Genomic DNA, 14,220 nt, shown 5'->3' with positions numbered 1-14,220 from the left:
GGCTATCGGCAGAGGAGGATAGCCTTAGGAGTTGTACCTGCGGTGCAGGTCAGTGAGCCAGTATCTACTGGGTGTGTCCAAGGCAAATGTCCTCTCTGGGTAATGGTGCGCGCATGTTACGCTGTGCTGAAAATGACGTCAACAGCAACCCCAGAGAATAAGGATTCAGAATGAAACAGCTTTCCCATGCCGATTTAAGCGACATGAGCAAACAGGCTGCCAGCGTCGCTCGCCTGCGTTCACACCGAACTTTCCATGAAGAGTTAACGGATCCGGTGCAGCGTCTGGCTATCGCCATGGAGCCGGGTACCTATATCCGTCCGCACCGCCACCCGCAGACCTGGGAGCTACTGACGCCGCTGAAGGGACGTTTCGTGGTGCTGCAATTTAATGACGAAGGCGAAGTGACGCATCGTACGCTATTGGGCGAAGACATTTTGTTACAGGAAATGCCGGCTTTTACCTGGCACGCGGTCCTGTCGCTGGACGAGGGCGGCGTAATTTTTGAAGTTAAGCATGGCCCTTATCAGGCGCTAACGGAGGATGACTGTATGCACTGGGCGCCGCAAGAAGGCGGCGAAGGAACGGCAGACGTTATGGCCTGGTATGCCAAAGCCCAGCCGGGCGATCGCTATTCACGTTAGGTAATAAAAGCGGAGCCGACCCTGGTCGGCTTCGTTAAGATTGCTGACCAGGCCAGGGCATGCCTGATATACGACAGGAGCAAGGCGACCCTGGTCGGCTTCGTTAAGACTGCTGACCAGGTTAGGGCATGTCTGATATACGACAGGAGCAAAGCGCCCCCGCCGACTCTGTTATCCGGTACAGGGCTAGACGGTTTCCAGCTTCGCGTAAGCGGCTACCAGCCACTTGATCCCCTGGCCCTGGAAAGCGACCTGCAAACGGCTGTGATCGCCGCTGCCTTCCAGATTCACAATTGTGCCTTCGCCAAATTTAGCGTGGCGCACGCGCTGGCCAAGCGAAAAGCCGCTGTCGTTTTGCGCGACTGGCGTTCCCATGCGCTGGTGGCTGACCGGACGGCTGACGCTGGCACGCAGACGCACTTCTTCGACACACTCTTCCGGCAATTCGCCGACAAAGCGCGAAGGCCGGTGATAAACTTCTTTGCCGTAGAGCCGACGCGTTTCCGCATAGGTCAGCGTCAGCTTCTGCATGGCGCGCGTCACGCCAACATAGGCCAGACGACGCTCCTCTTCTAGCCTGCCGCCCTCTTCCAGCGACATCTGGCTTGGAAACATGCCTTCTTCCATACCGACGATAAACACCTGGCGGAACTCCAGCCCTTTTGCGGCATGCATGGTCATTAGCTGTACCGCATCCTGCCATTTATCCGCCTGGCCTTCTCCCGCTTCCAGCGCCGCATGGGAAAGGAACGCCTGCAACGGCATCAGATCTTCGTCTTCGTCCTGATAGCTGTACTGCCGCGTGGCGTTGACCAGCTCCTCAAGGTTTTCGACACGCGCCTGGCCTTTTTCGCCTTTTTCCTGCTCGTACATCAGCCACAGCCCGGAATCTTTAATCACCCGGTCAGTCTGCACGTGTAGCGGCATTTCGCTGGTTTCCTGCGCCAGGGAATCCACCAGCTCGGTAAAGCGTTGCAGCGCCGAAGCGGCACGTCCGGCCAGCGCTTTTTCCTGCAGCAGCACGCGCGCGGTCTGCCACAGCGTGAGCTGACGTTCGCGCGCGGTTTGCCGCACCACATCCAGCGTGCGGTCGCCAATGCCGCGCGTCGGCGTATTTACCACGCGCTCAAAGGCGGCATCGTCGTTGCGGTTGGCTATCAGCCGCAGGTAGGCCAGCGAGTCTTTGATTTCCTGACGTTCGAAGAAGCGCATACCGCCATAGATGCGGTAAGGCATGCTGGTTTGCAGCAGCGCCTCTTCCAGCACGCGCGACTGGGCGTTACTGCGGTAGAGAATGGCGCAGTCGTTCAGCGCACCGCCGTTTTCCATCCACACTTTGATACGGTTAACCACAAAGCGAGCTTCGTCCAGCTCGTTAAACGCGCAGTAGATAGAGATGGGTTCGCCGTCGCTGCCGTCCGTCCACAGCTCTTTGCCTAATCGCCCGTTATTGTTAGCGATCAGCGCGTTAGCCGCTTTCAAAATATTATTGGTCGAGCGGTAGTTCTGCTCCAGGCGAATGGTCTGCGCGCCGTGGAAATCGTTAAGGAAGCGCTGGATGTTTTCAACCTGCGCGCCGCGCCAGCCGTAAATGGACTGGTCGTCATCGCCCACGATAATCACTTTGCCGCTGTCGCCGGCCAGCATCCTGATCCAGGCGTACTGGATATTGTTGGTATCCTGAAATTCATCCACCAGAATGTTGGTGAAGCGCTCGCGATAGTGGTTAAGGATGTGCGGCTTGTTTAGCCACAGCTCGTGCGCGCGCAGCAGCAGCTCGGCAAAGTCCACCAGCCCTGCGCGATCGCAGGCTTCCTGATAGGCCTGATAGATGCGCAACCACGTCTGCTCAACCGGATTGCCGTAGCTTTCAATATGCTTAGGACGTAATCCTTCGTCTTTTTTGCCGTTGATGTACCACATTGCCTGACGGGCGGGCCACTGCTTCTCATCCAGATTCATCGCCTTAATCAGGCGCTTTAACAGGCGCATCTGGTCTTCGCTGTCGAGGATCTGGAAATCCTGCGGCAGGTTAGCGTCAAGATGGTGCGCGCGCAGCAAACGGTGCGCCAGCCCGTGGAAGGTGCCAATCCACATCCCGCCCTGGCTGGTGCCGATTAGCTGCTCGATGCGATGGCGCATCTCTGCCGCCGCCTTATTGGTAAAGGTCACGGCAACGATCGAGTATGGCGAACAGTTTTCAACCGCCAGCAGCCAGGCAATCCGGTGCACCAGCACGCGGGTTTTGCCGCTGCCCGCGCCCGCCAGCACCAGCAAATTGCTGCGCGGCGCGGCTACGGCCTCGCGTTGTTTGTCATTCAAGCCGTCGAGAAGGTCAGAAACGTCCATAAGCACCGTCAGGTTAAGGGAGCTAGCTCCACTGGATATTTAACCAGCGTATTATAACAACGCGGTCAGCGATGCCAACTGCGAAATTTCCAGCGTGGGCAGCAGACGACTGTCGCTGGCCCGCATCAGATTATCATTATGCGGATTAATCCAGCACGCCTGCATGCCGCAGCGTACGGCCCCGGCCACGTCCGTGGTGAGATCGTCACCAACGTGCAGAATATTTTCCAGCGGCAAATTCAGCTTTTCCGCCGCCAGGTGATACATATCGTGATAAGGCTTGGCGCGGCCGTGCGGCCCGGCTCGCAGAATAAATTTAAAATATTTATCCAGCCCGAACAGGTGCGGCTCGGCATTGCCGTTAGTCACGGCCACCAGCGGCATGCGCGCGGCTAAAGCAGCCAGCGTGCTGTGCGTTTCTTCGGACACCGTTATCTGGCTACGCCAGTGAGCAAAATTCGCCATGACCGCGCGCGAGCCTTTTTCCGCTTCCGCCGCCGGAAGACCTGCATTCAGCATTGCCAGCTCAACCGCGCGACGCCGCCATTCGCTAACGTCATGATAAATTTCCGGCTCCTGCTCGCGCAGGCTTTCGCGTAGCTGCTGATACTGCTGCGGGCTGAAGTCATTCAGCGCCGGATGATAAGCCTGTAAAAAGGCATGAGACTCTTTGGCGGTACGGCTGATAACCGGACGGTTGTCGTAAAGCGTATCGTCCAGATCGAACGTCATGGCTGCAATCGGCCGCAGCGAACGGTAAAAATGCATCAGGTTTTTCCTCGTTTGGCACGGGGATGCGCGGCATCATAAACCGAAGCCAGATGTTGAAAATCAAGGTGGGTATATATTTGAGTGGTGGTGAGGTTAGCGTGGCCCAGCAACTCCTGAACCGCACGCAGATCGCCGCTCGATTCCAGCATATGCGTGGCGAAAGAGTGGCGCAGCTTGTGCGGATGGATATGGCTGGAAAGCCCTTGCTTGACGCCCCACTCTGCAAAGCGTTTCTGCACGTTGCGCGTTGAGATACGCTTGCCCTGCTTTGACAGAAACAACGCGTTATCTTCAGGCGCAAACAGCTCGCGCAGTACCAGCCAGTGCTCTATCCACTCGACCGCCGTACGGCCAATCGGCAGACGGCGCTCCTTGCTGCCTTTGCCCGATACCCAGACTTCGCCAGAAGCCAGATCAAGGTGACCGATATCGATCCCTACCAGTTCAGACAGACGCAGTCCCGCGCCATACATCACTTCCAGCATTGCGCGATCGCGTACCGCCAGCGGATCGTTTAGATCGATATCCAGCAGGCGGTTGACCTCGTCCACATCAATATTTTTAGGCAGATGGCGTGAAGCGCGCGGCGTGGCGACGCCTTTTGCCGGATTGGCTTTCAGCACGCCCTGGCTGATTTGCCAGTCCAGAAAACTGCGCAGCGCGGAAAGCCTCAGCGCCAGGCTGGCGGGCTTCAGGCCTTCACGACGGCTGCGCGCGGCCAGCGAACGAACCTGGGCCGCGTCCAGCCTGTCCCAGGCAGCGAGCTTCATTTCGTCAAGCAGCGTAATGCAGGCGCTCAGCTGGCGCTGGTAGTTGATCTGCGTCAGCGGGCTAAGCTGTCGCTCAACCTTCAGGTAGCGCAGGAAGCCCTCTACGGCAGGCTGTAGAGGAGACGGATTCATACCCGTTCTACCCAGCGCTGTAGCAGTTCCGGCAGCATCTGCGAGAGGTGCTGCAACAGCACCGTGCCCATCCCGGACTGATAGTGCTGGCTGTCGCGGCTGCTGAAAATCAGTACGCCCAGATCGCCGCGCTCGCCCAGCAGCGACATAGCCACCGAGCCGACCGCTTTTGCCTGCGGCAGCAGCAGCAGCAGTTCCGGGCCGTTCAGGCTGCCCAGATAGTGCTGCTGGTTGCCCAGACGCTGAATGCGTACGGGCTCAAAAGCCGGTTTTGACAGCGCCAGCTGGGTGAAGTCCGATGGCGCGCCAATCCGCCATTTTTCACTGAACAGGCGCACGTTAGCGCCCGCTATGCCCAGCTCGCGCGCCCAGCGGTGCAGCCGGTTAAGCATATCCTGCAGGCTGTCGGCGGCGGCAAGCCGTGCCTGAAGCGTCAACAGCTTCTCGAACAGCCGATGGTTGGCGCTGGCCTGTTCCATCAGCAGGGTAATTTCTTCTTCCAGCTGCGCAATCTGATGACGCTGGCGACCAAGCTGCCATTCCACCAGCGAGACGGTTCCCCGTACCGGATGCGGCACCACCATCTGCTCTACCTGGCGGGCATTGCGGATAAAGAAATCCGGGTTTTGCCGCAGATAGTCGCTGACCGCGCCGTCGTCCAGCAAAAATTCAGATGGCTCCTCGCTGACCTGTTTCATAGATGAATAAATCCGTCGTAAACGTGAGTGGCGGGGCCGGTCATATAAAGCGGATGGCCAGGCCCTTTCCAGGCGATAGTCAGGCTGCCGCCAGGTAAGTCAACGCGCACTTTTTCCGCCAGCAGCATCTGTTGAATACCAACGGCAACCGCCGCGCAGGCACCGCTGCCGCACGCCTGGGTTTCACCCGCGCCGCGTTCGTAAACGCGCAGGCGGATATGCTCACGCGCGACCACTTCCATAAAGCCAACGTTAACGCGCTCAGGAAAACGTTCGTGGCTTTCCAGCACCGGGCCTAAGGTTTCTACCAGCGCGGTTTTCACGCTGTCGACCTGCAACACGCAGTGCGGATTGCCCATCGATACCACGCCGCACATTACCGTCTGCTCGGCGGCACGCATCAGATAAAGGCTTTCCGCTTTGTTCGCGCGAAACGGCACCTGCTGCGGCTCAAAGTTCGGCTCGCCCATGTTGACGCAGACCATTTCGTCCGGCGTAACGCTTAGTACCATGCGGCCAGTCTGCGTGCTGACGCGGATGTCGCTTTTGTTAGTCAGGCCTTTCAGCCGTACAAAGCGGGCGAAACAGCGGGCGCCGTTGCCGCACTGCGCCACTTCGCTGCCGTCAGCGTTAAAGATGCGGTAGTGGAAATCCAGATCCGGATCGTAAGGCGGCTCTACGATCAGCAGCTGATCGAAGCCGATCCCCAGATGGCGATCCGCCAGCCGACGGATCAGTTCCGGAGAGAAGTAGACGTTTTGCGTCACGGCATCGACGACCATAAAGTCATTGCCCAGACCGTGCATTTTGGAGAACTGCATGTGTGGCTCCAGCGAGTGCGTCATGTTTTACTGAGCCGATTGCTGTTCCGCATCGGTGGTCTTTGACTGCTGCTGCGCGTTAACCGCTGCCGTGCTCGCCGTTTTGGGCTGCGTCGCTTTACCTGCGGTTTTTTGCGGCTGTTCCTGCTTTGGAAAATAGAGAGGGCCTTTCAGTCCGCATCCCGCCAGACTCACCACGGCTAGCGCCAGCGCCAGCCGACAAATCATTTTCTTCATGCTCGTTCTGCTCATTTGTTGCTGCCTGTTGGTTGACTATCATCGCAGGTGAAGTGCTAAAAGCAACAGGAAAAAGGCGAAGCTTGCAGAAAGGAAAGGGGTTAAATGCGCGGCGGCGTGGAATAAATGCCCTGACAACGCTGGCGCGCGCCGTCAGTGCATTTGGTAGCGCTGTGCGTAGTCGCTGGGATCGTTATCCGAAACGGCTGCGCAAAGCTGCGCCAGCGCCTGGCTGCGGAAAGGAATAACCTGAAAACGGTCGTCCACCTGCACAATCTGATAAAACTGCGGCAGGTTGAAGTTAATAAAGCTGGAGCCGTAGGTAAACCGATCGTGCGAGGAAGAATAGAAGCGGCTGACGTCGCGCACCAGCTCCTCTTTACTGCCTTCGCAGTGATGATAAATTTCGACGCGGTTGGTTTCATCCAGAATATAGATATTGAAGCCGCGATCGTCTTTGGTATCTTCAAAGAAGAACTGAATAATGCCTTCGCTGGCGTAGCCGTTTACCACCGACGGCAAACGAGTCTGGTCCGTTTCTACCTTTATCGACAGGCCGTGCAGCTTGTTATTGGAGATAGCGCCATAAAACTCCACGGCGTTCTCTAATTTCTGCACCGAAACGCTCAGGCGCTCAAAGAACAGCCCCCAGGTCTGGCCGGCCACGCGCACGGCCTTAAAGCGGCCCGGCTCCTGGCGCGTGCTGGAAAGGCGCAGCTCAATACATTCGGACACCAGCTGCTGTACGCGCGTGCGGATTAAACCGCGCAGATGCTGGCTGTAGCAGAAGACTTCTACGGCATCCGGCGGCGCAGCATCCTGATGCATTTTGCCCAGAATGGTTTTTAGCGCCTCAATCATCGCCTGCTCGCCGTTGAAATGCAGCGTGCGCACTTCATTCCACGAGTTGCGGTAAAGCAGATCGATGCTGCCAATTAAACACTGCTGCTGCTGGCCGAAGCTGAACACGTCCAGCTTGCGGAAATCGAAATGCACTACCTGATTGCGGAAAGCGGCGGTCGGGTCATATTCCAGATTAACAATAATCGCCAGATGGCGGATCTCACACGGGCTATACAGCGCCTTTGGCGTCGGCGCGGGCAGGCGCAGCGGAAAATGGTGCGACACATCCGCCACCAGCTCCTGCAGCCTGGCCAGATCGCAAAGCTCGTTGCCCTTGATATGCAGGCGCGTTTTGCTGGTCAGCAAACCGTTGAACCACGCCCAGGCAACCAGCTTGTTAAGATAGCGGTTATATTCCAGCGGCTGATGGCTGATGATCGACTGCATATCCGGTGCCTGGTTATACAGATACCAGCCCGCACGGTTAGCGCGGCCGTGCGGCACGTGGATAAAGGTCAAATGCGGTTCGGAAAGGTCCGGAGAAATCTGCGGGTTCACCAGCGTGACTTTTCCCGGCAGCGCTTCAAAAGCGGCGTAAAGCTTACGCGTTAACACGCCGATATCCTGCGGGCTGGCGCTGACGCTCAGATTATTGCGGCGCGCAAAGCGGATCAGGTTGCGATAGCTCTGCATCATCGCGTCCAGCAGCTCATTGTGCGCCTCGCGCACGCGGCCGATTTTCCATTCGGCGCGGCTGTCCAGCATGATCAGACGCTGCTTGTCCCAGCCCCACTCTTTTACCAGCTGGCCAAGGATTTCCCGCCGCCAGCCCGGTTCGCTGCTGACCGATAATTTTTCACGTACTTTTAAATAGAAGCAGCGGCGCACCAGATCGAGACGCGCATGGTCATCGATGCTGGTGAGATAGTGCGTGACGCGTTCCAGCATCATGCAGTAGGGATCGAGGCCATAGGAGACGATTTCGCCGTCGTGCAGGCGCTGTTTGATATCCATTGCCAGCAGGCGCGTGCTCGGATATTCCCAGGAATAGGCTTCCAGCAGCAGCGTTTTCAACACCGCTTTATAAGGAGAGTCGATGCTTTTATAGAGCTGCCACAGGCTCGCGCCGAAGTACTCTTCAGCGGAAAGCGTGCCAAGGCCGCCCAGGTCGAGCCATTCGTTCGGCGTCAGCACGCCTTTTTGATAAAGCGACATTACGTAGTCGTCGTAATGCTCTTCCTCTTCGCCCGGCACCATATTCCACAGAATACGCTTGCCGGCCATGCGCACGGCGGTACGGTAAAACTCATCCAGCAGTAGAATATGCTGCGTGGAACCACAGTCTTCGCCACCCAGGCTGCCGCTTTCATTGTGGCGGAAGCGGTTTTCATCGATCAGGAAGAAGCTGGCATCCACGCCCATGCCCGCACACCATTTTTGCAGCAGCGTACATTTCTTTTGCAGCGCCAGACGCTCTTCGTTATCCAGCCAGGATTGATGGCAAACCCAGATATCCAGGTCAGAAGTGGCGTTCTGGCCGACGGAAGAGGTGCTGCCCATCGAGTAAACGCCGGTAATCGGCAGTTCACCCTGCGGCGTCAGCGCGGCGGAAGATCCAGATTTACCTTCTAAATCATCGAGATAAGTTTTTTGGCTTTCATCAGGCGTGTAGAAGCTGATGCCATGTGGAACGTTACCCGCAAGGTAACCCGGCATCAGCGGATGATGATAATGTAATAAGGTCGGCAGCAGACTGTAAACCTGTTGGAACTCAGGTCCCATCGCCGCCAGGGCGCGATCGACGCGCAGCTGGTTGATGGCATCCAGTCTCTGTTTCAGTGTCTCAATGTAGAGGTACAAGACGTCTCGCCTGATTATCCCAGTGCCTGCAAAAAACCCTGTTTCCGAAATTTGCCGCTTGCTTTAAAAATAGTCGTGCAAATTATTGCTGGAAACGTGATCAATCTAACACCTGGTCGGTTGACCGTAAAGAAAGTTGCGCTACCAAACAGTTTAGCACGTTTTACCACCAGCCAGACCCAAAATCCCGCAACCCGCCCCGCCATCGCCGTTTCAGGCCGTGGAAACTGACAGGCTTCCCGTAACAATGATAGGATAATCAGTGAACGATAAAAACGGTAACCAGCATGTCAGACAAAATTTTAAGAATAGCTACCCGCCAGAGTCCGCTTGCGCTGTGGCAGGCGCACTATGTTCAGCAGCGTTTGATGGCCAGCCATCCAGGGCTGCGCGTTGAGCTGGTGCCTATGGTCACCAAAGGTGACATTATTTTAGATACGCCGCTGGCGAAGGTTGGCGGCAAGGGCCTGTTTGTCAAAGAGCTTGAACAGGCTTTACTGGACGGCCGCGCCGATATTGCCGTTCACTCGATGAAAGATGTGCCGGTAGAGTTTCCGCAGGGGCTGGGGCTGGTGACTATCTGCGAGCGTGAAGATCCGCTCGACGCTTTCGTTTCCCACAAGTTTGATTCTGTTGATGCGCTCCCGCAGGGCGCCGTTGTCGGCACAAGCAGCCTGCGTCGCCAGTGTCAGCTTAGCGCCCGCCGTCCGGACCTGATTATCCGCTCGCTGCGCGGCAACGTCGGCACTCGTTTAAGCAAGCTGGATGCGGGCGATTACGACGCCATCATTCTTGCCGTCGCGGGTCTGAAGCGTCTGGGACAGGGCGACCGTATTCGCCACGCCATGCCGGCAGAAGAATCTTTGCCTGCGGTAGGCCAGGGCGCGGTCGGGATTGAGTGCCGCCTGGACGATGCAGACACCATTACCCTGCTGGCCGCGCTGAATGATGAAGATACGGCAATACGCGTAAAAGCCGAGCGCGCGATGAATACCCGGCTGGAGGGCGGTTGCCAGGTGCCAATCGGCAGTTTTGCCGAGCTGGAAGGTAACGAACTTTGGCTGCGCGGGCTGGTTGGTTCGCCGGACGGCAGTAAGATGATCCGTGGCGAACGCCGTGGGCCGCGTGAAGATGCAGAAAAAATGGGTATCTCGCTGGCCGAAGAGCTGTTGAGCAACGGCGCACGTGAAATCCTGGCAGAAGTCTATAAAGGAAATCCGCCAAAATGAGCATCCTGGTAACCCGTCCGGCTCCGGCGGCTGAAGAGCTGGTCAGCCGTTTACGTACCGCTGGCCGGGTTGCCTGGTCTATGCCGCTGATCGAATTTACGCCGGGCACCGGCCTGGACCAGCTACCGCAGCAGCTGGCTTCATTACAGGATGGCGATCTGGTTTTTCTTCTTTCCCAACACGCTATTCATTACGCCCATCCCGCTTTAGCGCGCGCTGGCGTTTCGTGGCCTTCCTCTCTGCACTATTATGCTATAGGCCGTACCACCGCGCTGGCTTTGCATACGGTCAGTGGCCGGGATGTGGTCTGGCCGCACGAGCGCGAAACCAGTGAAATATTGATCCAGCTTCCTGCTTTACAGCAGGTTGCCGGAAAGCGCGCGCTGATTCTGCGCGGCAATGGCGGACGTGAATTACTGGCGGAAACCTTGCAACAGCGCGGTGCTGATGTACAGTTTGTTGAATGCTATCAACGCTGTGCGAAAATTTATCAGGGTGCCGAGGAAGGTCGACGCTGGCGAGATCGCCAGGTTGATACGCTGGTTGTAACCAGCGGCGAAATGTTGCAGCAGCTTTATTCGCTCTTCCCGGAGATCGATCGTGAGGAATGGCTTCTCCACTGCCGACTGGTGGTCGTTAGTGAACGCCTGGCTACCCGCGCCAGAGAACTGGGCTGGCGAGCGGTTCAGGTAGCCGAAGGTGCCGATAACGACGCGCTGCTGCGCGCGTTACAATAAACTTAAATATGGGATGTGCCACAATGACGGAACACAAAGACGCCTCTGCCATGGTTGAAGCGACCACCCCAGAGGAAGCAACCTTAACGCCAGAGCAAAAACCACCGCGCAAGCCGCGCAATGGGGCGACGGCGCTGGCCGTACTGGCGATTGCCATCGCGCTGGCTTCCGGCGTCGGCCTCTATTTCAATGCCCACTCTCAGGCTCAGCACCAGGCTGCGGCAAATAAAGCGCTGGCAGATCAGCTGGCCGCGCTGCAGCAGGATGCCGCTGGCGAGAAACAAACGCTGGTTCGTCAGCTTGCCGCGCAAGGCAGCGCGCTGGATGCCGCCCGCGCACAGCAGGCAGCGACCAGTAAGCAGCTGGACGAGTTGAAAGAAAAAGTCGCGACGATTTCGGGTAACGACGCGCATACCTGGCTGCTGGCTCAGGCCGACTATCTGGTTAAGCTGGCCGGTCGCAAACTCTGGAGCGATCAGGACGTCACCACCGCCGCCGCGCTGCTGAAAAGCGCCGACGCCAGCCTGGCCGACATGAACGATCCCAGCCTGATCGACGTGCGCCGGGCGCTAACGCAGGATATCAGTACGCTCTCCTCGATTAGCCAGGTCGATTACGACGGCATTATTCTCAAGCTTAACCAGCTTTCCAACGGCGTCGATAATCTGCGCCTGGCCGATGATGACAGCGACGACGCGCCAATGGATGCCGATAGCGGTGAGCTTTCCTCTTCGCTGCGCGAATGGCGACAGAATCTGGTAAAAAGCTGGCATAACTTTATGGATGATTTCATTACCATCCGTCGCCGTGACACCACAGCCGAACCGCTGCTGGCGCCTAATCAGGACGTTTATCTGCGCGAGAACATCCGTTCGCGCCTGCTGATTGCTGCTCAGGCTGTGCCACGCCACCAGGATCAAATCTATAAGCAGTCCATCGACTCGGTTTCTGCCTGGGTTCGCGCCTGGTTTGATACTAACGACGCGGCAACAAAAGCCTTCCTCAGCCAGCTGGACGAACTTAGCCAGCAAAGCGTATCAATGGACGTGCCGAACGCGCTGCAAAGCCAGCCGATGCTGGATAAGCTGATGCAAACACGCGTGCGTAACCTGCTGGCTCAGCCAGGTGCCCAACAGCAGCAGGGAGAATAAGCATGCTTAAGGTACTGATCGTTTTTGTGTTATTGATGGCAGGTGTCGTGCTTGGTCCAATGCTGGCAGGCCACCAGGGCTATGTGCTGATCCAGACCGATAGCTGGAATATTGAAACCAGCGTTACCGGCCTGGTGATCATTCTGATCCTGGCGCTGCTGGTGATTCTTTTTGTTGAGTGGGTATTGCGTCGTCTGTTTCGCACCGGTGCCCGTACTCGCGGCTGGTTTAAGGGCCGCAAGCGCAACCGCGCGCGTAAGCAAACCAACGCCGCACTGCTTAAGCTGGCGGAAGGCGATCATCGTCAGGTTGAGAAGCTGCTGTCGCGTAACGCCGACCATGCCGAACAGCCAATGGTGAACTATCTGCTGGCAGCGGAAGCGGCTCAGCAACGCAACGACGAAGCGCGCGCTAATCAGCATCTGGAACGGGCAACCGAACTGGCCGGTAACGACCAGCTGCCGGTAGAGATTACGCGGGTACGCCTGCAGCTGGCGCGCAATGAGGATCATGCGGCAAGACACGGCGTCGACAGACTGCTTGAGGTCGCGCCGCGCCATCCTGAAGTCTTGCGTCTGGCAGAACAGGCATACGTACGTACCGGCGCGTGGAGCGCGTTGCTGGATATCCTGCCCGCAATGGAAAAAGCTGGCGTCGCCGATGAAACGCACCGGCTGGCGCTACAGCAGCAGGCATGGCTTGGCTTAATGAGTCAGGCGATGGCCGATCAGGGAAGCGAAGGACTGAAGCGCTGGTGGCATGACCAGAGCCGTAAAACGCGGCACGAAACGGCGCTGCAGGTGGCGATGGCGGACCATCTGATCGTCTGCGACGACCATGAGACCGCTCAGGCGATCGTGCTGGACGGGCTTAAGCGCGGTTACGATGAGCGCCTGGTACTGCTGATGCCGCGTCTGAAAACCGGCAATCCTGACCAGCTGGAAAAAGCGCTGCGCCAGCAGATTAAACAGCATGGCGCTACGCCACTGCTGCACAGCACGCTGGGTCAGCTGCTGATGAAGCACGGTGAATGGGAAAAGGCGAGCGACGCTTTCCGCGAAGCGCTGAAGCAGCGACCTGATGCTTTCGACTACGCCTGGCTGGCCGATACGCTGGACCGCCAGAACAAGCCGGAAGAAGCCGCAGAGATGCGCCGCGACGGTTTGCTGCTGACCTTGAAAAACAATCCCTGAAGCCAGCCATAGCAACACGTTATCGATAACCTGAACCGGGCACCTGCCCGGTTTTTTTTCGCCTGCGCATAAAAAAACACCCACCGGTTTGGCGGGTGTAAAAACAGGCCGAAAAGACCGGCTGGTACCTGACTCAACGTTGTGTCCTGGACGCCCGTTAAAGCCTTACGGCGATAGCGGCAGATGGACAACAGGTACCCTAAGGGGGCTCTGCATCATTCCCGGGTTTATGAAGCGTGCGCAAACATAAGAGGTGGAATGAGCATCTACAGGGGGATTATAGCAGTTAACGTGCCAGGTCTTCAGCTGACGCGATAATGATAATTTATATTCTTTTTATACAGTCACTTATAACACCGACCTTTTTAAAACGGCCTGTCTGCGGTTGTCTTTATATAGCGACGGAAAGCGGGCCAGGCGTCGTTTGTTAGCGACAGGCCATGTATAGTGAGGTAAAGGTGAATAATAACAATGAGTTAAATGTCTCTTTTTAGCGACACGCTTTAGCGTTTTAACGACAGAGACGCAAAAAGGCCAGCTCGAAAGCTGGCCTTTTCTTAATATGGTCGGCGAGAGAGGATTATTCCCCTGCGGGCCGTTGCCAAAGCAACGTTGTCTCGCTTCGCTCGGCTCAAACCTCCTTCGGAGGTTCTCATCCTCTTTGAGCTTTGAGCGCAAAAAGGCCAGCTCGAAAGCTGGCCTTTTCTTAATATGGTCGGCGAGAGAGGATTCGAACCTCCGACCCACTGGTCCCAAACCAGTTGCGCTACCAAGCTGCGCTACTC

13 protein-coding genes and 1 other RNA gene are annotated in these 14,220 nt (G+C 57.1%); 5 read left to right on the top strand and 9 right to left on the bottom strand.

The window, feature by feature from the left end:
* Window positions 1-24 precede the first annotated feature (24 nt).
* Complete coding sequence (ysgD, locus tag KUE00_RS22025) at window positions 25-81, bottom strand: YsgD/CorL family protein (RefSeq protein WP_414148888.1); 57 nt, start codon at window positions 79-81, stop codon at window positions 25-27.
* Between the two features lie 89 nt (window positions 82-170).
* Here ysgD and KUE00_RS20840 point away from each other — a divergent pair, with 89 nt between their 5' ends.
* Window positions 171-644: a WbuC family cupin fold metalloprotein gene (locus tag KUE00_RS20840; protein WP_246762178.1), complete on the top strand. Its 474-nt coding sequence runs from the start codon at window positions 171-173 to the stop codon at window positions 642-644.
* Between the two features lie 186 nt (window positions 645-830).
* Here the strand turns inward: KUE00_RS20840 and uvrD are convergent, their stop codons facing one another.
* From uvrD to KUE00_RS20805, 7 genes are all read right to left on the bottom strand, one after another.
* Entirely contained in the window at window positions 831-2,993 is a 2,163-nt protein-coding gene (gene uvrD, locus KUE00_RS20835; protein WP_246762176.1) for a DNA helicase II, read from the bottom strand.
* Between the two features lie 51 nt (window positions 2,994-3,044).
* Window positions 3,045-3,761, bottom strand: coding sequence for a 5-amino-6-(5-phospho-D-ribitylamino)uracil phosphatase YigB (gene yigB / locus KUE00_RS20830; RefSeq protein ID WP_246762174.1), 717 nt, complete (start codon window positions 3,759-3,761; stop codon window positions 3,045-3,047).
* The gene (gene xerC / locus KUE00_RS20825; RefSeq protein WP_246762173.1) at window positions 3,761-4,666 is read right to left on the bottom strand and encodes a tyrosine recombinase XerC; all 906 of its coding nucleotides are present in this window, start codon (window positions 4,664-4,666) and stop codon (window positions 3,761-3,763) included. The genes yigB and xerC overlap by 1 nt, the downstream gene beginning before the upstream one ends.
* Window positions 4,663-5,364 carry a DUF484 domain-containing protein gene (locus KUE00_RS20820; protein WP_246762171.1) on the bottom strand — a complete coding sequence of 234 codons (702 nt, stop codon included), beginning with the start codon at window positions 5,362-5,364 and terminating at the stop codon, window positions 4,663-4,665. The genes xerC and KUE00_RS20820 overlap by 4 nt, the downstream gene beginning before the upstream one ends.
* Window positions 5,361-6,185 (bottom strand): diaminopimelate epimerase, encoded by an 825-nt coding sequence (gene dapF / locus KUE00_RS20815; protein ID WP_246762170.1) that lies wholly within the window; start codon window positions 6,183-6,185, stop codon window positions 5,361-5,363. The genes KUE00_RS20820 and dapF overlap by 4 nt, the downstream gene beginning before the upstream one ends.
* 27 nt (window positions 6,186-6,212) lie before the next feature.
* Window positions 6,213-6,422 (bottom strand): LPS translocon maturation chaperone LptM, encoded by a 210-nt coding sequence (gene lptM / locus KUE00_RS20810; protein ID WP_246762280.1) that lies wholly within the window; start codon window positions 6,420-6,422, stop codon window positions 6,213-6,215.
* A 153-nt stretch (window positions 6,423-6,575) separates the two neighbouring features.
* Complete coding sequence (locus KUE00_RS20805) at window positions 6,576-9,125, bottom strand: class I adenylate cyclase (RefSeq protein ID WP_246762168.1); 2,550 nt, start codon at window positions 9,123-9,125, stop codon at window positions 6,576-6,578.
* 287 nt (window positions 9,126-9,412) lie between these two features.
* Here KUE00_RS20805 and hemC point away from each other — a divergent pair, with 287 nt between their 5' ends.
* Genes hemC through hemY form a run of 4 tightly spaced genes read left to right on the top strand, consistent with a single transcriptional unit; the run spans window position 9,413 to window position 13,435 of the window.
* Window positions 9,413-10,354: a hydroxymethylbilane synthase gene (gene hemC, locus KUE00_RS20800; RefSeq protein ID WP_246762166.1), complete on the top strand. Its 942-nt coding sequence runs from the start codon at window positions 9,413-9,415 to the stop codon at window positions 10,352-10,354.
* Window positions 10,351-11,091: a uroporphyrinogen-III synthase gene (gene hemD, locus KUE00_RS20795; RefSeq protein ID WP_246762164.1), complete on the top strand. Its 741-nt coding sequence runs from the start codon at window positions 10,351-10,353 to the stop codon at window positions 11,089-11,091. The genes hemC and hemD overlap by 4 nt, the downstream gene beginning before the upstream one ends.
* A 23-nt stretch (window positions 11,092-11,114) precedes the next feature.
* Window positions 11,115-12,242, top strand: coding sequence for a uroporphyrinogen-III C-methyltransferase (hemX, locus tag KUE00_RS20790; RefSeq protein ID WP_246762162.1), 1,128 nt, complete (start codon window positions 11,115-11,117; stop codon window positions 12,240-12,242).
* A gap of 2 nt (window positions 12,243-12,244) precedes the next feature.
* Window positions 12,245-13,435, top strand: coding sequence for a protoheme IX biogenesis protein HemY (gene hemY, locus KUE00_RS20785; RefSeq protein WP_246762160.1), 1,191 nt, complete (start codon window positions 12,245-12,247; stop codon window positions 13,433-13,435).
* Window positions 13,436-13,998: 563 nt separating this feature from the next.
* Here hemY and KUE00_RS20780 read toward each other — a convergent pair.
* A non-coding RNA gene (locus tag KUE00_RS20780) (RtT sRNA) lies at window positions 13,999-14,112 on the bottom strand.
* Window positions 14,113-14,220: the final 108 nt, after the last annotated feature.

It is taken from the genome of Erwinia phyllosphaerae, assembly GCF_019132875.1.
In the GTDB taxonomy this organism is placed as follows: Bacteria; Pseudomonadota; Gammaproteobacteria; order Enterobacterales; family Enterobacteriaceae; genus Erwinia; species Erwinia phyllosphaerae.
This window is presented reverse-complemented; position numbering and strand designations above follow the sequence as displayed.

Excerpts from the sequence above, each read along its gene's own strand:
- yigB (WP_246762174.1), bottom strand. The coding sequence starts at position 3,761 with ATGCATTTTTACCGTTCGCTGCGGCCGATTGCAGCCATGACGTTCGAT.
- dapF (WP_246762170.1), bottom strand. The coding sequence starts at position 6,185 with ATGCAGTTCTCCAAAATGCACGGTCTGGGCAATGACTTTATGGTCGTC.
- hemD (WP_246762164.1), top strand. The coding sequence starts at position 10,351 with ATGAGCATCCTGGTAACCCGTCCGGCTCCGGCGGCTGAAGAGCTGGTC.
- lptM (WP_246762280.1), bottom strand. The coding sequence starts at position 6,422 with ATGAAGAAAATGATTTGTCGGCTGGCGCTGGCGCTAGCCGTGGTGAGT.
- xerC (WP_246762173.1), bottom strand. The coding sequence starts at position 4,666 with ATGAATCCGTCTCCTCTACAGCCTGCCGTAGAGGGCTTCCTGCGCTAC.
- KUE00_RS20840 (WP_246762178.1), top strand. The coding sequence starts at position 171 with ATGAAACAGCTTTCCCATGCCGATTTAAGCGACATGAGCAAACAGGCT.
- hemC (WP_246762166.1), top strand. The coding sequence starts at position 9,413 with ATGTCAGACAAAATTTTAAGAATAGCTACCCGCCAGAGTCCGCTTGCG.
- KUE00_RS20820 (WP_246762171.1), bottom strand. The coding sequence starts at position 5,364 with ATGAAACAGGTCAGCGAGGAGCCATCTGAATTTTTGCTGGACGACGGC.
- hemY (WP_246762160.1), top strand. The coding sequence starts at position 12,245 with ATGCTTAAGGTACTGATCGTTTTTGTGTTATTGATGGCAGGTGTCGTG.
- uvrD (WP_246762176.1), bottom strand. The coding sequence starts at position 2,993 with ATGGACGTTTCTGACCTTCTCGACGGCTTGAATGACAAACAACGCGAG.
- hemX (WP_246762162.1), top strand. The coding sequence starts at position 11,115 with ATGACGGAACACAAAGACGCCTCTGCCATGGTTGAAGCGACCACCCCA.